Origin of the sequence: Acetobacter sp. (assembly GCF_022483985.1) — a bacterium.
Taxonomy (GTDB): Bacteria; Pseudomonadota; Alphaproteobacteria; order Acetobacterales; family Acetobacteraceae; genus Acetobacter.
In genome coordinates this window covers 265,913-283,548 of record NZ_JAKVME010000002.1, presented here as the reverse complement: position 1 = coordinate 283,548, position 17,636 = coordinate 265,913, and the positions used below count along the sequence as shown (strand labels likewise).

Below are 17,636 nucleotides of genomic sequence, written 5' to 3'. Positions count from 1 at the left end.
GGTTCTTTTTATTCTGTGTCGATGACGACGCGTAACTGATAGGCGTGTCTGGCTGTCGACCAGCTCCACACAGGTGTCTTTGGACCCGGTCCACCGAAACTCAGATCGTGAACACCGTCATGACGGCTTTCCAGAATGGCAATGGCGGCAGCAGAGTTCTGCCATACGACATGACGTGTTTTGTCGAGAAGGGTGTAGCGGGCGCCATCACCCCCGAAGCAGGCCGGATCTTCTTCGATGACCGCCGTGAGGATGCCGGAAGCACCGCCGACATCGAGAGACAGGATTTTGGGTGTCACGCGTGTCCCACACAGATCGTGATACTGTCCAGCTGTTTTTGTGAGGTCGAGGACGGCCTTCAGGGTGGCGGTATCCGAGGATGTGGCCGGTCGGGCCTGCTCTGCGCTGAGCCAGTGGGCGTGCGCAATCATCTGTCTGTCGCTCTGACTGGCCGCCTGAGCGTGAGCAGAAACAGTGAGCAGCGACAGGGCGGTGAACAGAGATAGGGACAGGAAAGGTTTCATGAAGGCAGTCCGTTTCATGGAGGAGGCAGATGTCACCCGGCATCCGGGATGCCGGATGAGGGCTCAGAAGACGCCGCTTCCGGTTTTGACCGCCGAGGCATTCATCGTGTGATGCCAGACGACGTCACCGTTAAAGAGAACGGTCAGGGTTTTCTCGGTGCCGTGTGTGCCCTGATGGAGATCGCCATACAGCGGGATGAAGTTCGCCGCGTCGGATGAGGCGTTGGTGAAGGAGTAGCGCCACTGTTCGTGGCCGCTGTCGGTAAACGAGCTTTCACGGGGAACGCCGAACTGAGCCCGGATCTGGGCCTTTGTCGTGACACCATCCTGAATCTTCTGGTCGATGGAGGTCACTGTTTCGTTCTTGAGGCTTTCGTTGCCTTCCGTGGCGCAGCCGGACAGCAGGATCATGGCTGTCAGGGAAACAGCACCGCCGAGCATTTTGAGCGAGCGTGAGGACATGGAGGTATTTTCCTTTGTTGTGAGATGATGGAAAGACCAGATATTGGAGACAGTTGGATGTGTGTCTGTCTCATCAACTGTATTCGGGCGGCTTTATTTGATTTCGTCAGTAAAAGTGGTTTCTGAATCGGACCTGTTCAGTCGAGCCCGTAGAATTTCCGTCGTTCTTCTGCGGTCCTGCATTTTTCCAGCATCGGCCTGCGGGGATAGACCCAGGCGGCAAGCCCGAAACAGAACACGATGACCGGATGAAAGGGGATCGATATGACGATCCCGCAGATGACGCAGACGCAGGCACAGAACAACGTCATGTCACGAAGCTCCTTGCGGTTTGCGGCTTCTTCCGCGCCATATTCTTCTTCATAGGCGGCAAGGCGGGCAGCCTTTTTATCGACGCCGCTCTCACCGGGCTGCAGAATGGTATCATTGAGGGGCATCGTGCTCTCCCGGTCAGTCATGACGGTGGAACAGAAACATGCACGCGAGATAGGAGCAGATCATGATGAGGCTCGGAGAGAGGACATCACTCGTTATGAGCCAGTCGCTGAATTTATTCAGGTACACCAGCAGGATGATCCCGCCCACCACGACGACGAAGACAAGGGCTGTCAGAAGCAGCATGTCAGGATGCTCCTGCGCCATAACGGACAGGAAGCACGCTGAACGACGCGATCCGACAGGCTGTGCGATCGAAAACTGACAGAGACACCATCATGACCTCCCGATGGCAGAAGGGCGGAAAGCACTGGCCCTGCATGCCTGATGGGAGGGATAATTTACGAGATATCGCCTGCCGTCAATACGACATATCGTATTTCTTGACAGTCAGCTCTTCGCCGGTCGTTTCCGGCTGGGTCGTTACGGCCGGGGCACGCCGCCGGTCCACACAACTTCACCCAGCAGCCGGAAGCAGCCCAGCTGGTTTTCTTCGACATCCTGCGGCGGGTAGCGGTGGTTGTCGGCTATGACCCGTACGCCACCGCCCAGACGGGGATCGAGACGGCGGATCAGCAGCGTGCCGCTGCTTTCCAGCGCATAGAGGGCGCTGGCCGTGATGGTCGTCACGCTACGGTCGACGATCACCAGATCGCCCGAGGCCAGCGTGGGCTCCATCGCATCGCCCTCGCTGGTCATCAGGCAGAGGGCCGAGAGATCACGGGGGATGGCGCTCTGCAGCCAGTCACGACTGATCCGCAGGCCGTCCTCGTGATTGTCGTGCCAGGGAATGACAATCTGTCGGGTGATGCTGGCTGCTCCGTCCGGACTGTCAGTTCCCGGACCGGCACCGTTGCCAAAGGCCAGCCAGTCCAGGGAGACGCCACAGACGCGGGCCAGTGAGGCGATGGCGGAGAACTTCATCTCGCCACCATTCATATAATCCCGCAGGGTCGTGTAGGGGACGCCGGCGGCCTTTGCGGCGTGGGTGATGCCGATGCTCTGGGCGGCTTCACGGAGACGCTCGCCACGCTCGCGCATCAGGCGGATCTGTTCATCCATGAGCTTGCGCTTCTGTCTGCGTTTGCGGGCCACGCCTGTTGTCCTCATCACAAAATGAGAACGCTACACGGATTTCCGCTTGATATGTAAGTCGGAAAAACGTAGTTCTGTGAATCGAAATGTTGCGGGACCCGTCACTCGTCATGGTCAGATCCTCGCACAGAAACGGCGTTCTGTCGAAGGGATTATCATGCCTGAAGATCCGCTCCTGCCACCGCCCGCGCACGCCCCCGGTCTCGAGGACCTCCATGCCGGACTGCATGACGTGCTTCTGATCGAAATCGAGCATGCCCTGCTGCGCGGGCGGCTGGAAAGCCTGAAGGCTGACAGCGAAGGGGCGAGGCTGCTGGAGGGGGTGATGGTGCTCGGCGCCGTGCTTCAGCAGAGGATGGCCGGGTTGTAGCAGATCTGCCGGGAGATCGGAAAGTTGTGAGCGGGATAGAGTATTCTGCTTTATACGACGAAATACTGGACTGCATAAAAGGGAAAGGATAGATAGCGGCGATCTGCTGAAGTGTTAGGAACTGACTTCAGGGATCACCATAACAATTTTAGGGAAGTATCTGCTCCCACTGGCTGTTACTCAGGTCATACCGTTGCATTTATATCTTTCCACGCGACAAAAAAAGAGAAAACATCACAGATCAGGTTGCAGTAAAAGCTTCATAGCGTCAGATGTTAACTGATGACACGCCTCAGTCTTCCCGCAGTCGACCTACATATATGGAAGACTTACATCGCGTCTTCGAACAATCTGACCCTTCATGCACAGGACAAGGGGACATAATCCATCCCACTTCTGAAAAACTATGAAATTCTCTCTGCTATTCATTTTCGGACGACAAAGGGAATTTTCAGACAAAATTTCAGAACCCGACTGTAAATGTACCAATGAATGCCCGCCCGGCTCCGAGATAATAAGTAGGATCAGAACCCGCTATCATAGTACCGTGGATACCACGCGTGGCATGTGCTGCACCGGTCACCGAGTTGCTACCGCTCAGATAGGTGGAACCCGCCAGATTCTGAATGTTCAGTCGAAATTCAGGCTGTTTCATATAAGAGAAAGAACGGAAACGGTATCCGACAGCAAGGTCCACGTTGGTATGCGCTGGCAGAGACTGGTCATCCATAAATGTTGAATACTGGCTGTCAATATATTTCAGGTTGACGTTTCCGAACAGAGATCCGTCATCATAATTCAGACCCAATGACGCACTCCATTTCGGTGCTCGGACCGCGATTTTTCCGGCTGTTGGCAGATAATCATTGCCTACCTGCAGATTATTGTCTGTCGTCACACGCAGATATTCTCCTGACAGATATGGACGGAAATGATGCCAGGGACGGGTTCCGATCTCGACATCAACACCACGACCGGTTTCTCCACCAGCATTGATGAACGTGTTCACGGAACCACCATTGATGATAGCAGCCGTAGAAATCTGTCTGTTTGTAAAATTGTAATTAAAGAAAGAAACTGTCGCCATTATCTCTTTTCCTGTATAGCGATAGCCAATTTCTTCAGATATCGAGAACTCATTTTTCTGTTGATTGTTGCCAGCAATCAGCAGGTTACCGGTCGCACCGTTATAGCTGTTGAACATGGAGTTTGCAGTTGGCATACGAAAAGCCGTATTTCCGCTGAGGAATATCTGATGCTCTGGCGTAAACTGATAACGGAACCCAACCTGAGGCGTAACCTGGAATGCATTCTGACCGACATCAGACTGGGGACCCGGAAGATTATTTTCTCCTGGACGGTGGATCCATACAAGTTTGACACCAGCCTCGGCCAGAAGCTTGTCATTAAAAGCTCTGATTTCATCACCAAGATAAAGTCCGTGGGTATAAGTAGTAGTCAGCCAGTCAGTGGACTTATATTCCGTGCCATTCTTCAGACGCGCATTGGTGCTGTAACTGCCCAGAAGCGAAAGCGGTGCACCGGAAGCGCTCACCCCGCCATAGGTCGTTTCATAGCTCTGACGCGTATAATCAAACCAGTAACCTACTTTTAAAGTATTGATACCCTTTTTCCATGCAACCACAGTGTTTATGCCTGGATGTTCAATATCAAAAACAGTCGGGACATTGACCACCGTTGAAGCGCCATGAGAGGGAACACCGGACATATCCAGTGAGACCGGTATATTGCCATAGAACGCACTTCCTGAATTCGGCAGTACACTTCCGTAAGCAAACCCACCCCAAGAATGATAAAGGTATGGAGTGATATCGACTTTGAGTGAGTTATTCAATAAACTCAGGTTGGTCGGGGCGCTGACGATAATAGTGCCAGCCGCTTCGCCATGAAGCTTATAATATGTAGTGTTTATTCCCGTAAATTTATTGGTGTAATTGTAATTTTTTCCGTCAGCCCTGTATTGAGCCAGGGTCGGCGTGGTCAGCATATCAAGCTGGTAATCGGTATAGGAAACAACCAGTTTTGATGTTCCTATTTTACCCCAGTCTTTCTGTAGTTTAAAATCAATGTGATCCCGGTGATATGGTGCAGACGGTCCTCTCCAGTTATCACCAAGAAGATGTGAGTATCCGACATAGAATTTCACACCGGAGTTGCCGATCAAACCACTGTCAATACGGACCGACTGTCTGTACGTGTTATAGGATCCAAATGTTGCGCTGACCTGCCCCCCGAATTTATCGGACGGTGCACGGAGCGTCATACTTGTAAGACCACCAGCCGCGCCTATCATGGGAGCCGTCAGATCGACTGTATTAGGCTGAAGCGTTTCAGAATCAATATTATCACCATCCGGATACTGAGATGGAAGAGTCACATAAGTGCCCACATTATTGAGGGGTGCGCCTTCCATCAAAAAGCCAATCTCATCACCATTCAATCCACGAACAATAAAGTTCCCTGACTGCATGTTGTAGGGATCCGACATGGCAACATTGGTACCCGGAACCATCCGCAACAATTCATAAGATGATGATGCCGGTGATTGAGCCGCAATGAAATCACGTGTAACCGTGCTGACGGCAACGGTGGAGGTCTGCTTTTTCATCAGACCACCTCCAACATCCCTACCAGTAACGCCGCTCGGCGTATGGTGCACATTCGATTTCACGACAATCTGTTCTTCACCCCGTGCTTCCATGGATGTTTTCCGTGGACGGGAGGCAGGTCGAGCTGCAGGGGCCGCCTGAGAGCCTGATTTGGAAACAGCTTTTACCGTGCGGTGCTTTCCTGTTGTCGCAGCATGCCCGATGGCTGGTCTGGCGAGGCACGCACCGGTCAAGATAAGAGACACTCCTGTTGTCAGGGATAACAGCGAGCGGCGTGGCAGTGTGCGGAATGTCATCATCGCCTCGTCAAATAAGATGTGAAGTGCGCGTGTTCATATTTGGATCATATGTCCATAACAGGATAGATTTGGATAAAACGTTCTGTCAACGAAATGTCGTGTCTCGGGAGTATTTTCCGACACTGTTCATAGAAATCTTCTGGGCAGGAAAAGCTCAACAACGATATAAACCTTGTGATGACAAAGAAATATCTTCTCTTTTCACAAGGCGCTCCCGGAATACACCTCAATGACTTTCTTTCTTTTGTGTTCAAAAAGACACAGAAGAAATTACGATACGGATTCGCAATGCATATATGAATGAAAAGATATTGCTCTGAAAACTCATAGAGAGAAACGAACTCAAATGACGTTTACTGAGATTACGTCATGATGCATCAAAGCTTCCAGGCTACAGACCTGTCGGGACGCATACTGCCAAGCAGAAAAGCAGACTGCTTTGGCATCCGTTCTTCTGTCTGCCTATCGACTGCAACCAGTCCCATCCGCGGTCTATACCCGGCTGCCCATTCGAAACTATCCAGAAATGACCAGTGATAATATCCACGAATATCTATTCCGTCCGCGATCGCGAGATCAAGAGACTCTACTGCGCGACGAATGTAATCCTGCCTTTCAGAATCATCATCCGTTGCAATGCCATTTTCCGTCACGATGACAGGACGCTGCGAAACGGACGCGGCATAGCTACATGCCCCTTCGACGCATTCCGGATAGAATTCCCATCCCATGGTCGTAGAGCGTGAACCCGCTGGAGGCGCTACAGCACCATTCGGCCCCGTCAGGCTACGCGTGTAAACCTGCACGCCGATAAAATCACCCTTTTCTCGACAGGCATACAACCACGCGTCATAAATTTCAGCGCGTTTCCGGTCACGCATGAGCGGATCGCCAACAGCCTGATCATCAGTCATTGCAAGAGTCAGGCCTAGAGGATACCGACCGGGACCACTTTTGATCACATCATATGCCCGCAGATACGCGCTGATCATCGCTATCTCTACGCGCTGCGGATCTCCCGAGAGATAATAGCTAAATGTCGGGGAATGACAGGCTTTTGCCGCCTGTGCCAGCATGGTCACCTTCTTCCGATCACTCAGAGGGCTGCCATGAAGAATGAGCTTGTGCAGATCAGGCTCATTAAAAACAGATGCCGTGCCGATCAGATCTCCGAACGACCGTGAGGCAAGCTCGCAATAATGTAAAAAATGATCTGCTGCATCTGGAGCTTCCCATCCACCGCGGGCAGCAAACCAGAGGGGGCAGGCAAAGTGACTGTATGTCACACAGGGAATCAGATTATGCTCATGACAGACCCGCAGCATGTTTCGGTAATGCGCGATGGCCTCATGAGAGATAACACCAGGTTCAGGCTCAATGCGTGACCACTCAATGGAGAATCTGAAAGAGTTCAGACCAAGTGAGGCGAGAAGAAGGATATCCTGTTGGTAACGGGTATAGAAATCATCGGCCTGACCACTCTGTTCTTTAAAAACAGTTCCCGCCATTCGTTCAAGGAACCAGATATCGGCATTCGTGCTGTTGCCTTCCGTCTGATAGCCGGCTGTTGCCGCCCCCCAGAGAAAAGGGAGTGTCAGATTGCCGGAGCGGGATTCAGCGCAGGCGGAAGAAGTTCGGGCCAGTAGACCAGAAGCTGTGCCGGACAGAAAACCACGGCGTGTCAGTGCAGACAATGCGTCTCTCCTCTGTCCCCATGGAATATTTACAGATCAAGCACGAGCTTGCCAGAACGGCAGCGTGAAACGCAGATCATCATGGTCTTGTTGCTTTCTTTTTCACTTTTACTCAGCACACTGTCTCGGTGTTCCGGAACACCTGATAAAACTCGCGTCTCACAACTGCCGCAGATCCCTTCACGGCACGAAAGTGCAACCGGAATCCCGGCGCCTTCCAGTACATCACCAATGCTCTTATCTGGAGGAATCTCAAAAACCTTGTGAGATTTCACGCACTCGACCTCAAAACCTGCTTCAGTATCCGGTTTGACAACAGGAGCCGCGGCGAAACGTTCAAGATGCACCCACTCCTCAGACAAATGAGCTGTCGCATCTTCAAAAGCGGCCAGCATCGGAGCCGGACCACAGCAATAAAAATCCGCGTCAGGATGGGCGCTGACAATAGAGGCGATATCGAGAGGCGTGCCAGTTTCGCTATCAATATGATAGACATGCTCACGACTTATCGCATCGATCTCACGAGAAAAGGCCAGACGGGAATGGTCTCGCACAGCATAATAAAGCACTGGTCGGCGACCTAGCGCATGTAGCCGACGCATCATTGACATCATGGGAGTGATACCGATGCCGCCAGCGATCAGAACATGATCCTGTGCGGTTTCATTCAGTTCAAAATTATTGCGTGGTCCACCAATATCGAATTCGGCACCAATCCGTAGCGTCTCGTGAATATAACGCGACCCACCACGGCTTGCAGAATCTCGCGCAATACCAACCACATAGCGATCAGTTTCCGCCGGATCATTACTAAGCGAATAGCTGCGGATAACGCCAGCCGGAAGATGAAGGTCAATATGGCTCCCCGCTGTAAAGCGGGGCAGCGGACCTTCATCCAGCGCGCGGAGTTCAAGGGAGACAATATCCTTTGCCTCCCACTTCAGTACACAGGCACGGACGCGAAGAAGATCAGGCATGAGCTAATGTCTCAAGCTGTTTCTCAGCTTTCTGTTTGAGATATCGACGCAGACGGACAAGGCCCGCATCATGCTGATAAAGAATCTCCCGCTGATTGGCGCCCGGTTCGTAATCTTCAATCAGAACCCGGTCCTGCTCGAGAACATGCCAGTGCCGTCCTTCCAGCCTGTTCCGATAGAGGAAACGCCAGGCATCACGCTGCCAGCCTGAAACCTTGCGCAGTCGCCAGAAGAAAACTGCACTCCACCCGTCCTGCATGGGCGAACAGCTTCCGAGAATCATGAAGTTGCCGCCCGGACCACCTGTTTTTGGATAAGGGATCTCAAGTTTGAGCCATATGGAACCAATATCGATGAACTCGGTCCAGTCAAAATTGACGTCACGCTGGCCATCTTTCTCAAAAACAAATCCATGTTCCGTTTCCACAATCTGGAAATTGGCAGTCGCCTCACCTTCCGACATCGAATGAGAATGATGGTGCAGGAAAGTGCCGTGCATCGGATCCATGACGTTATCGATCACATAACGATAATCGCCGCCCCATTCGGTATAGCACAGGAAATGGCTGTATTCAGGATCTTCCAGCTCCGACGGCACACGCAACGGGGTCGGCGGCGTATCCTTCGTCTCTCCGACAAACAGGAAGACCGCACCACCGCGTTCCTCAACCGGGAAGGAACGCGTCGCGTGCATGCCCTCCAGACGGCATCCCGGAGCACCGGGCACCTTGACGGCAATACCATCCGCATCGACCTGTACACCGTGATAGGGACAGGCGATTTTGTTACCGAGAGGCGTTCCCTGCGAAAGCGGCGCACCGCGATGCGGGCAGTGATCTTCCAGGGCGTAGGCGCGTCCGGCATGATCACGCCAGAGTACAATGCGAAAACCGCAGCGGTAGATGGAAACGGGTGTTGCTGTAACCTGATTTGACGGTATCACAGCATACCACTGGTTTCGCAGACCGGTGCGTAGTCTGGTTTCGAGCGCGTCAGCGGAAATGGTCATGACGGATTCCTGTTCCTGAAATGGGCTCTCAGTCCGCGAGCCGGGCGAGTTCATCGGCAAGGGAACGCTCGGTCCAGCTGCCGCCATCGGGTGCCGGAATATCGCGTTCGGTCATTACAGAGATAATCTCCGCAAGCGTTGTCGCCCCGCGGACAAAAGCGCTCTCCAGCACGTCACCAAGCATGTTTTCATACGGATCAGGCTCGTGTGTACGAGTCTGCCAGGTTTCATTGTAAGGAACAAAAGGCTTTTTCATCGTACGGTCCTCCTGAACGGGGTAATCCCGGCCTGCTCCACCGAGCATGAACACCTTTTTGACCATATATGGTCTACATGATCAATATAGGTCATTGTTACGATACCATAATAGAAAAGGCAAGAGTCGTCTGCTGCGTTTGCGTCATCATGCAACCTTTTCCTGAACGGAAATCCCTGCGTAAAATGAATGCCATGATTCATGACCACAGCAATGAAACCGCCGATGAAACGCCGGACGGAGATCGCTATATCGTCCCCGGCCTGATCCGGGGTCTTGCGATCCTTGAGGGGTTTTCCGAAAACAATCCGGAGCAGAGCCTCGCCGCAATCGCTCGCGACACAGGCCTTCCCCGTGCGACTGTTTTCCGACTGCTCCACACGCTGGAAGCAGCCGGCTATCTGGAACGCAACCCCGCACGCAAGACGTTCCGGCTTGGGAACCGCGTGCTGCGACTGGGTTACAATGCCCTCTCCGGCCGCAGCCTGAGGGAGATTGCCACCCCCATTCTCGAACGACTCCGGGACGAGACGGGCTGCACGACTCACCTCGTCGTGCGGGAGGGAACGGATGTGGTTTATATCGCCCGTTGTCTGGGAGCGGCACGTGTAGACAGTCTGATCGGTGTCGGCACGCGACTTCCGGCCCACGCGACCGTCATTGGCCGCACCCTGCTTTCGCACATGCCTCTGGCGGACGTGGTGCGCCTTTACGATGGATACGATTTCCCCATTTACACGGATGCAACTCCTGCCGATCTGGGAGCGCTGGTGGCCCAGCTTGAAGCCGACCGCCCGCAACGTAGTCTGGCGAGTTGGGGTTATTTCGAACCGGATGTCGCGAGTATCGCTGCTCCTGTCCGGAATCGCGCCGGAATCGCCGAAGCTGCCGTCAATGCCATCTGTTCGCTGGAGGCGTATGATCGGGCGGTGCTGGAGGACATCGTGCGCGTGCGCGTGGAAAACGCAGCCGAAGAAATTTCGGTGGCGCTGGGGTATCAGGGATGAGGCGGCTTCAGACAGAAAGCGCATCGGTCAATGCAGCCTGAAATTGTTCCGGAGCCTGCAGATAGGAAGCATGTCCCGCGCCCTCGATGACATGAAGTCGGGCCTGGGGAAAAGCTATTGCCAATTCCTGAACGATTTTGACAGGAACAATAACGTCTTCCGCAGCACCTATCAGATGGAGTGGGCCAGTCCAGTGAATGAGGTCCTCAACAAGACGCCCACAAGCAAGAAGGTGCACGGCATCACAATATCCCGCCACCGAGACTCGCGCCATCGCCGCCTCCGCCTCCGCGAGCATCTCTGTCGATGCTCCCGGAGCCAGAGTTCGCGGAGCACGGCGCGACGCCATTCCTGCTGATCCGAACTGACGAATATCGTCAATCCGCGCCTGCAGGACAGGCAGCAGATCAGTGCCTCGCTCCTGCCCATAACCCCGCGCCGGGCTGGACAGAGCAAGAGTAGAAACTCTTTCGGGCGACGTGACGGCGAAACGGGCCGCCGTAATCGCTCCAAGCGAATGCCCCACCAGCACACACCGGCTGATACCGAACGCATCCAACCCTTGTGCCAGCTGAGCAGCCCAAACATCCGCGTCACCGGGGGAAACATCATCTGGTAACGGCGAGCTTCCCGCATAACCCGGCGCATTCCAGGCCAAGACGCGCATATCAGGAGCAAAGGCAGAAATCTGCTTTTGCCAGAGCATGGCATCCGACCCGATCCCATGCAGCAGAACCAGAGCGGGCGCGTCAGGATTTCCTGCCGCCAGCCAGGTCAGGACGCCACCGGACGGGGTCGTGTGCGATATGGCTGAATGCGGGGCGGTCATGCCGTGATCGGCTGATAATCCGGATCACCGGCAAGGGGCGAGCCTATGGCGACGAAAATAGTTGCTGCATTCGCCTCATCGTTGCGGAAATAACGCGTTCTGCCCGCGGGAGAAACAAACACATCCTTTGGGCCGATTTGACGTTCGATCGTCTTGCCCTCCTCTTCCCAGCCGACGGTGATATGACCATCAAGCACCAGCCACGCTTCCTCACAGGTACGCGTATAGGGCTTCACACCGATGCCGGGCGGGATGAGAAACATCTCCTTGCGGGCTGTGGAAGGTGGTGCGCCTCCCTCTCCAACATAGATTTTCCTGCCAAAACCCGCAGCCGTCCATTCGGTGGGCTGCTCGTCATAACGGACAACATAATGCGCCATCATGCGCTGGAGAGGATGTTGCCCTTCCGGATCAACCCTCAGAACCTGACCATCCCGTGCGCCAAAGGAGGCCGCCAGATCTGCGTCCACATCCTTCGGGTGATAAAGATAACGCGGCGGCAGAGGTTTGCCGACCCCAACCATGACCGACATTGTGACTGGTGTGACACCAGCATTACGAAATCCATGTGGAATTTCACGCGCGTTCAGGATCATGTCTTTTGGGCCGAGCGGTGCTTCCACCACGACCCCGTCTTCTTCCCAACCCACGGTGAGCACGCCATCCAGCACAAGGAAGGCTTCCTCGATCTCGTGCGCGTGACACGCAGCATATTTTCCAGGATGTTTGTAGATCAGGCTCAGCGTAAAGTGTTCCGGCTTGAGCGTTTCACTGTCATTGACTTTCGGCGAACCCCCTGATCCGATAAACCGCATCTGCGCCCGTTCAAGGTCAGCAAAACCACGATTGGACGGAAACGCATCCCAGTCAAAAGTCTTTTCCGTAAATTTCAGGAGATGACGACGAAAGTCCTGATTGAGTGAAGAGTTGTTTTCTTTAAGCCCCGACATGGAAAGCTCCTGATGAGGTGACGCATCGCACGCCATATTTTATTCGCAATGATCATTTCATATTACAAACGTTTCCAGCAATTCAAGAAAAAATATAACTGTAATATCGATTATTTTCGCAGTAATCAGTGTAAAGGCACAAGATACCGGAGAGAAACCCTCCGTTTGTTTTATATATGAAACTCAAGAGGATCGTTATGGCTTTATATGGCATCGACGCCGTAATTTTCGGTGTGCAGAATATGGACGCCTCATTGCGCTTTATGCGCGACTGGGGACTGCATGAGAAATCAACAGCACCAGATCAGCTCATTTTTGAAACACGTGATGGTTGCGAGGTCATCGTAAAACCGGCTGATGCACTGGATCTTCCCCCCGCAATCGAGGGCGGCAATACTGTTCGGGAAGTCGTGTGGGGTGTAAGCAATCAGGCTGGACTTGATAAAGTCCTGATGTGTTTTGGCGATGCTGTCTCCATCGGCATTGATGGGCTGCCTCGTGTTTCCGACCCGAATGGTCTGTCTCTTGCGTTCAGGGTGACGCGTCGTCATCCCGTGACAGGCACGCCGACAATGCCGAACGCTCCCGGAGCCTACCATCGGATAGATAAACGCGGGCCGGTCATTACGCAGGCCGATCCGATCCAGATTGGTCACATCGTGCTGTTCGCCGCCGATTTCGCTGCCATGCGAGCATTCTATACGGAAAAGCTCGGTTTTGTTGTGAGCGATGAGTATCCGAATCACGGCTGCTTCATGCGCTGTCAGATTCGGGGCGGACACCATAATCTTTTTATCCTGAACCGTCCGGGCAAGGCTGGCATCAATCACGTCGCCTTCACCCTGAACGACATTCATGAAGTCGTTGGAGGCGGTCTCGCAATGTCGCACAAAGGCTGGAACACCGAGATCGGACCGGGACGGCACCCGATTTCATCAGCATATTTCTGGTATTTTGAAAACCCTCTGGCAGCACCGCTCGAATATTATGCTGATGAAGATTACTGCACCGAAGCCTGGGAGCCGCGGATATGGGAACGCCGTCCGGAAAATTTCGCGGAATGGGCTGTTGCAGGCGGCATAGACGGCACCACACGACGTCAGAAAATAAAAGCCGAGGATAGCTCTCGGGGTCACAAATAACATGAGACACATCAAGCCGGACAAAGGAATCTTGCTTCTTTGTCCGAGCCAGATGTTTCTCGGAAATTCGTTATGATTACCGTGGCCGGATCTGTCTTTTCAGTCTCCGGCCAAAGCAGTCTTACCAGCCCGATAACGAACGAGCAGCATGACCAGACCCGCCAGAAGATAGGGCACCAAAAACATCAGCAAAGCACCCCGCATGTGGGAAGAGAAATCATCCCCCATCACGGCGACAAAGATATATCCCGAGACTGACGCCCCAATATAATAGACCGTGAGCAGCACACCAATAGCGAGAGAAGCTCTGGCCGCCGGAGCTTGTTCACGTGAAAGGGCGTAACAGTTGCCGTAAACACCCCCCACACCGATACCATAGATCAAGGAAAGTACAATCGCACTCAGCGGGTGCAGGGACCAAAGGAACAGGACTGCACCGGCCACCCCGGTTAGGACGGACAGGATTCCAACCCCCGCACGCCGGTCTGTGCGATCCAGCAGCAGGCCGATCGGGATGCCGCCAAGAATATTACCGATGCCGAAGCAGCCGAAGGCCACCGAAGCCTGTTCCGGCGTCAGATGATGCCCGATGCGTCCATAAGTCTGAAACAGCGACATATAGGCATAGCAACACAGACCATTCACAACTGCCAGCCCATAGGTCGACAGTAATCCAGGCGTAAATAGCCAGGACCAGTCTTTCTCTGTAGCAGTTTCCACCTGCTCAGCCTGCAATCGTCTGGGAACCAAAAACAGCAGACAAAATCCGGCGACGACTCCGAACATCCCCATCAGCTTGAATGGAAACCGCCAGTCCCCACCACCCAGATGCTGAAGAAAAAGCACGACACGTGGCCCCACAAACATACTGAGACCGAAGATCGTGGTGGCGCCTCCAATCGCGGTTCCGCGCCAGCGGGGGAACAGCGCGACAATGAACATGAACAACGCGATGCTGAAAACCGATTCGCCAGCACCGGTTGCGAGGCGCCCTATCAAAAGAGTCCGAATATTCGAGGAAATTCCGGAAAGAAGCGTTCCTGTTGAAAACAGAAGCGTACTGAATCCAAGGGCGCGACGCAGACCGAGACGCGAAACGAGAAGACCAGCAGGGAGAGACAATATCGCAATGCCAAGTGTGAAAATACTTGCCATCAACCCAGCTGTCCGCTGATCGAGATTCAGGGATTTCCTCAATTCCACAAGCTCGACCGGCATGACAAGACGGTCCCAGCCATAGAAAACATAGGTGATCGCCATCAGCGCAATAACCGGCAGCAGAGCGGGCATTTTTGAAAAAGATGTATCCGTTGTACGGAAGGCCTCGTTCCTGACATCCGAATCAGCGCTCTGCATGGTGCCTCAATCCTTATTGTTTCGAATCCGGGTCGATATCGCGATCAGTGCCCGTCATGGTCGCACTGTCAATGCACAGATCATTTGACACAACCGAAACGATTCAGTAACCCAAATAAGGATCATATGCCCATATATGATCATATTGTAATCGAAATCAGATCGGTCCGGCGTAAAGGAACTGCTTTCATGCACGTCTCATTATCCAGTCTTGCCGGGCATCGTGTTGTGATTACCGGCAGCGCACGCGGGCTGGGCGAAGTCATCGCAGAAGCCTGCGCTGCAGCCGGCGCCGAGTTATGGTTGGCTGATATTCTTGAAGAAGGCGGAAAAACTGCTGACCGGATTGCGGCAAAATATAATGTTCCAGTCAACTTCTCATGCATCGATCTGGCCGACCCCGAGTCAATTACGGCATTTGCAGAAACGGTCCGTAGCAAGTGGGACAGCATTGACGGGCTGGTGAACAACGGCGCCATCGCAACCAATGTCGGAGGCAAGGATTTCGAGAATATCGAAATCGAACTCTGGGACAGGGTGCAAACAGTCAATGTGCGCGGCACTTGGCTGATGACCCGCGCTTTCAGCCCACTGTTTTCCACCCGCGGCCGCATCGTCAATATCGCCTCTGATACTGCGCTGTGGGGGGCGCCACGTCTGCTGGCCTATATCGCCAGCAAAGGCGCGGTTATCGCCATGACGCGCTCCCTTGCGCGCGAACTCGGTCCACGTGGAATAGGCGTAAGCGCCGTCGCGCCGGGCATCATACGGACCGAAGCAACCGAATATGTTCCACAGGAACGTCATGATCTTTATGAAAATGGCAGGGCTGTACCGGGTCCACAGAATCCTGAAGACATTGTCGGCGTCGTTGCCTTCCTGTTGACTGAACCTGCTCTGTCGTTGACCGGACAGACTCTTCCGGTCAACGCAGGTTTTGTTTTCATCTGAATGACAGCGGAAGGTCACATCAGTATGTCCGATTCTGAACATAACACCGACGAAAGCAGCTATATTTCGCCTCCCGTTCAACGTGCGGCAAAACTTCTCCGGTATATTGGAGAAGGTGGATCTCTGGCTAATATCCGCTCAGCCGCCTCAACACTGGGCATCAGCAGGACCACACTTCTCCGTCTGCTGCACACACTGGAGACAGAACGCTTCATCGAACCTGTGCGTGAAGGCGAATACCAGATCGGCATCGGTCTGGTCAGTCTGGTTGGAGAAAGCGCTTTCGGTCAGGATCTTGTTCGTATTGCGTTGCCTGTTGTTGCAAAACTGGCTGAAAAAACGGGACTGTCTGCTCATCTCGGTATTCTCGACGGACGGGAGGCTGTCTATCTGGCCCGGCGTGTGCCTAATGTGCCGCTGGCAAGCAACATCTCGGTCGGATCACGTGTCGGCGCACACGCCACCACTCTTGGACGGGCTATTCTCGCATGGATGGATCCTGCCGAGGTTAGAAAACTGTACGAAGACCGGCCGCTCGGTCGGTACACGAACCGCACGCCTTCTTCGTGGACCGCACTTCAGGAAACCCTGCATCGTGAGCAACAGATCGGATATTCCGAAAGCGACGGGCTGTATTCAGACGGCGTAAGCTCCATTGCAGCTCCGATCTTCGATGAATCGGATCGTGTGATCGCCTCCGTCAACGTGACCGGACCGACAACACTTTTTGAAATGAGTGACAGCCGCCGCAAAAAAATCGTCGGCTCTGTTCTGGATGCTGCCAGGGAAATTTCAGTGCGTCTTGGATGGCGTGAAAATGCTTCCGACAAATCTTACAGCATCTCATAGGAGAACAAAATGGATCTCGGCCTGAGAGGAAAAGTCGCTGTTGTCACAGGAGGAAGTTCAGGAATAGGTCTCGCGACCGCCCGCAGGCTTCTTGATGAAGGCATGGCGGTTGCAATCTGTGGCCGTGATCCCGTCAGACTGGAGCAGGCACGGACATCGCTTGTCAGTCATGGGGATGTACTCGCGCAGCAATGCGATATTCTGGACAAAACGAATGTCCAGAAGCTGTGTCATACCGTCACGGTCTGGCGCGGTGCATGTGACCTTCTCGTCAACAATGCCGGGCAGGGACGTGTGTCGACGTTTGCAGACACAACGGATGAAGCCTGGCATGAAGAGCTGAATCTGAAATTTTTCAGTCAGATCAACACAATTCGTGCTTTTGAGGCGATGCTGAGAGCGTCCGGACAAGGGGCTATCGTCGCGGTCAACTCTCTGCTGGCCTACCAGCCGGAGCCACATATGGTCTGCACATCAGCGGCAAGGGCCGGTGTGCAGAATCTTCTGAAATCTCTTGCCGGAGAGTTCGCGCCCAATATCCGGGTCAATTCGGTTGTCGTAGGCCTAATTGAATCAGGACAGTGGGATCGTCGCTTTGCGGCGCGTGAAGACAAATCAAACGACCGCGACACATGGTTTTCTGATCTCGCCCGAAAAAAGAATATTCCCCTGGCGCGGCTTGGGCTTCCGGAAGAAGTCGCCAACGCGATCGCCTTCCTCGGATCACCGGCAGCGTCTTTCACCACAGGTTCACAGATCGAGATTTCCGGCGGCCTCTCCCGCCATATCTGATGGAATGCA

19 protein-coding genes are annotated in these 17,636 nt (G+C 53.7%); 6 read left to right on the top strand and 13 right to left on the bottom strand.

Going from position 1 to position 17,636, the window contains the following annotated elements; translation table 11 throughout:
- Positions 1-8: 8 nt before the first annotated feature.
- The 5 genes from LKE90_RS12955 to LKE90_RS12935 form a co-directional block, all read right to left on the bottom strand.
- Positions 9-524: a hypothetical protein gene (locus LKE90_RS12955; protein WP_291492041.1), complete on the bottom strand. Its 516-nt coding sequence runs from the start codon at positions 522-524 to the stop codon at positions 9-11.
- A 63-nt stretch (positions 525-587) separates the two neighbouring features.
- Positions 588-986 carry a hypothetical protein gene (locus LKE90_RS12950; protein ID WP_291492042.1) on the bottom strand — a complete coding sequence of 133 codons (399 nt, stop codon included), beginning with the start codon at positions 984-986 and terminating at the stop codon, positions 588-590.
- Positions 987-1,123: 137 nt separating this feature from the next.
- Complete coding sequence (locus LKE90_RS12945) at positions 1,124-1,423, bottom strand: hypothetical protein (protein ID WP_291501519.1); 300 nt, start codon at positions 1,421-1,423, stop codon at positions 1,124-1,126.
- A gap of 13 nt (positions 1,424-1,436) precedes the next feature.
- Positions 1,437-1,607: a hypothetical protein gene (locus LKE90_RS12940; RefSeq protein ID WP_291494727.1), complete on the bottom strand. Its 171-nt coding sequence runs from the start codon at positions 1,605-1,607 to the stop codon at positions 1,437-1,439.
- Between the two features lie 237 nt (positions 1,608-1,844).
- Positions 1,845-2,483: a LexA family transcriptional regulator gene (locus tag LKE90_RS12935; protein ID WP_291494761.1), complete on the bottom strand. Its 639-nt coding sequence runs from the start codon at positions 2,481-2,483 to the stop codon at positions 1,845-1,847.
- Between the two features lie 190 nt (positions 2,484-2,673).
- Between LKE90_RS12935 and LKE90_RS12930 the strand changes: the two genes are divergently transcribed.
- Positions 2,674-2,886 carry a hypothetical protein gene (locus tag LKE90_RS12930; RefSeq protein ID WP_291501518.1) on the top strand — a complete coding sequence of 71 codons (213 nt, stop codon included), beginning with the start codon at positions 2,674-2,676 and terminating at the stop codon, positions 2,884-2,886.
- A 463-nt stretch (positions 2,887-3,349) separates the two neighbouring features.
- On the opposite strand, the gene LKE90_RS12925 is transcribed toward LKE90_RS12930, so the two are convergent.
- The 5 genes from LKE90_RS12925 to LKE90_RS12905 form a co-directional block, all read right to left on the bottom strand.
- Complete coding sequence (locus LKE90_RS12925) at positions 3,350-5,608, bottom strand: TonB-dependent receptor (protein ID WP_291494729.1); 2,259 nt, start codon at positions 5,606-5,608, stop codon at positions 3,350-3,352.
- Between the two features lie 584 nt (positions 5,609-6,192).
- On the bottom strand, positions 6,193-7,509 hold the full coding sequence (locus LKE90_RS12920; protein WP_291494730.1) for a glycoside hydrolase family 1 protein: 1,317 nt from the start codon (positions 7,507-7,509) through the stop codon (positions 6,193-6,195).
- Positions 7,510-7,538: 29 nt separating this feature from the next.
- On the bottom strand, positions 7,539-8,291 hold the full coding sequence (locus tag LKE90_RS12915; RefSeq protein ID WP_291494731.1) for a PDR/VanB family oxidoreductase: 753 nt from the start codon (positions 8,289-8,291) through the stop codon (positions 7,539-7,541).
- A gap of 187 nt (positions 8,292-8,478) precedes the next feature.
- Entirely contained in the window at positions 8,479-9,495 is a 1,017-nt protein-coding gene (locus LKE90_RS12910) for an aromatic ring-hydroxylating oxygenase subunit alpha (RefSeq protein ID WP_291494732.1), read from the bottom strand.
- A 28-nt stretch (positions 9,496-9,523) separates the two neighbouring features.
- A complete protein-coding gene (locus LKE90_RS12905) occupies positions 9,524-9,751 on the bottom strand; it encodes a recombinase-like helix-turn-helix domain-containing protein (RefSeq protein WP_291494733.1) in 228 nt (75 codons plus the stop codon).
- A gap of 185 nt (positions 9,752-9,936) precedes the next feature.
- Between LKE90_RS12905 and LKE90_RS12900 the strand changes: the two genes are divergently transcribed.
- Positions 9,937-10,758 (top strand): IclR family transcriptional regulator, encoded by an 822-nt coding sequence (locus tag LKE90_RS12900; RefSeq protein ID WP_291494734.1) that lies wholly within the window; start codon positions 9,937-9,939, stop codon positions 10,756-10,758.
- A 7-nt stretch (positions 10,759-10,765) separates the two neighbouring features.
- Here the strand turns inward: LKE90_RS12900 and LKE90_RS12895 are convergent, their stop codons facing one another.
- Together LKE90_RS12895 and LKE90_RS12890 are read right to left on the bottom strand one after the other, a co-directional pair.
- The gene (locus LKE90_RS12895) at positions 10,766-11,587 is read right to left on the bottom strand and encodes an alpha/beta fold hydrolase (protein WP_291494735.1); all 822 of its coding nucleotides are present in this window, start codon (positions 11,585-11,587) and stop codon (positions 10,766-10,768) included.
- Positions 11,584-12,537, bottom strand: coding sequence for a cupin domain-containing protein (locus LKE90_RS12890; RefSeq protein WP_291494736.1), 954 nt, complete (start codon positions 12,535-12,537; stop codon positions 11,584-11,586). Before LKE90_RS12890 ends, LKE90_RS12895 begins: the two co-directional genes overlap by 4 nt.
- 197 nt (positions 12,538-12,734) lie before the next feature.
- On the opposite strand from LKE90_RS12890, the gene LKE90_RS12885 reads away from it, so the two are divergent.
- Complete coding sequence (locus LKE90_RS12885; protein ID WP_291494737.1) at positions 12,735-13,679, top strand: VOC family protein; 945 nt, start codon at positions 12,735-12,737, stop codon at positions 13,677-13,679.
- A 99-nt stretch (positions 13,680-13,778) separates the two neighbouring features.
- Here LKE90_RS12885 and LKE90_RS12880 read toward each other — a convergent pair whose 3' ends face one another.
- Complete coding sequence (locus tag LKE90_RS12880) at positions 13,779-15,035, bottom strand: MFS transporter (protein ID WP_291494738.1); 1,257 nt, start codon at positions 15,033-15,035, stop codon at positions 13,779-13,781.
- A gap of 189 nt (positions 15,036-15,224) precedes the next feature.
- Here LKE90_RS12880 and LKE90_RS12875 point away from each other — a divergent pair, with 189 nt between their 5' ends.
- From LKE90_RS12875 to LKE90_RS12865, 3 genes are read left to right on the top strand one after another with little or no spacing between them, the layout of a single operon-like run.
- Positions 15,225-15,986 carry an SDR family oxidoreductase gene (locus LKE90_RS12875; RefSeq protein ID WP_291494739.1) on the top strand — a complete coding sequence of 254 codons (762 nt, stop codon included), beginning with the start codon at positions 15,225-15,227 and terminating at the stop codon, positions 15,984-15,986.
- A gap of 24 nt (positions 15,987-16,010) precedes the next feature.
- Positions 16,011-16,835 (top strand): IclR family transcriptional regulator, encoded by an 825-nt coding sequence (locus tag LKE90_RS12870; protein ID WP_291494740.1) that lies wholly within the window; start codon positions 16,011-16,013, stop codon positions 16,833-16,835.
- Between the two features lie 9 nt (positions 16,836-16,844).
- Complete coding sequence (locus LKE90_RS12865; RefSeq protein WP_291494741.1) at positions 16,845-17,627, top strand: SDR family oxidoreductase; 783 nt, start codon at positions 16,845-16,847, stop codon at positions 17,625-17,627.
- Positions 17,628-17,636 lie beyond the last annotated feature (9 nt).

Bases quoted from the DNA above. Each gene is read 5' to 3' on its own strand.
- LKE90_RS12955 (WP_291492041.1), bottom strand. From the start codon at position 524: ATGAAACCTTTCCTGTCCCTATCTCTGTTCACCGCCCTGTCGCTGCTC.
- LKE90_RS12950 (WP_291492042.1), bottom strand. From the start codon at position 986: ATGTCCTCACGCTCGCTCAAAATGCTCGGCGGTGCTGTTTCCCTGACA.
- LKE90_RS12945 (WP_291501519.1), bottom strand. From the start codon at position 1,423: ATGCCCCTCAATGATACCATTCTGCAGCCCGGTGAGAGCGGCGTCGAT.
- LKE90_RS12940 (WP_291494727.1), bottom strand. From the start codon at position 1,607: ATGCTGCTTCTGACAGCCCTTGTCTTCGTCGTCGTGGTGGGCGGGATC.
- LKE90_RS12935 (WP_291494761.1), bottom strand. From the start codon at position 2,483: ATGGATGAACAGATCCGCCTGATGCGCGAGCGTGGCGAGCGTCTCCGT.
- LKE90_RS12930 (WP_291501518.1), top strand. From the start codon at position 2,674: ATGCCTGAAGATCCGCTCCTGCCACCGCCCGCGCACGCCCCCGGTCTC.
- LKE90_RS12925 (WP_291494729.1), bottom strand. From the start codon at position 5,608: ATGGAAGCACGGGGTGAAGAACAGATTGTCGTGAAATCGAATGTGCAC.
- LKE90_RS12910 (WP_291494732.1), bottom strand. From the start codon at position 9,495: ATGACCATTTCCGCTGACGCGCTCGAAACCAGACTACGCACCGGTCTG.
- LKE90_RS12905 (WP_291494733.1), bottom strand. From the start codon at position 9,751: ATGAAAAAGCCTTTTGTTCCTTACAATGAAACCTGGCAGACTCGTACA.
- LKE90_RS12900 (WP_291494734.1), top strand. From the start codon at position 9,937: ATGAATGCCATGATTCATGACCACAGCAATGAAACCGCCGATGAAACG.
- LKE90_RS12895 (WP_291494735.1), bottom strand. From the start codon at position 11,587: ATGACCGCCCCGCATTCAGCCATATCGCACACGACCCCGTCCGGTGGC.
- LKE90_RS12890 (WP_291494736.1), bottom strand. From the start codon at position 12,537: ATGTCGGGGCTTAAAGAAAACAACTCTTCACTCAATCAGGACTTTCGT.
- LKE90_RS12885 (WP_291494737.1), top strand. From the start codon at position 12,735: ATGGCTTTATATGGCATCGACGCCGTAATTTTCGGTGTGCAGAATATG.
- LKE90_RS12880 (WP_291494738.1), bottom strand. From the start codon at position 15,035: ATGCAGAGCGCTGATTCGGATGTCAGGAACGAGGCCTTCCGTACAACG.
- LKE90_RS12875 (WP_291494739.1), top strand. From the start codon at position 15,225: ATGCACGTCTCATTATCCAGTCTTGCCGGGCATCGTGTTGTGATTACC.
- LKE90_RS12870 (WP_291494740.1), top strand. From the start codon at position 16,011: ATGTCCGATTCTGAACATAACACCGACGAAAGCAGCTATATTTCGCCT.
- LKE90_RS12865 (WP_291494741.1), top strand. From the start codon at position 16,845: ATGGATCTCGGCCTGAGAGGAAAAGTCGCTGTTGTCACAGGAGGAAGT.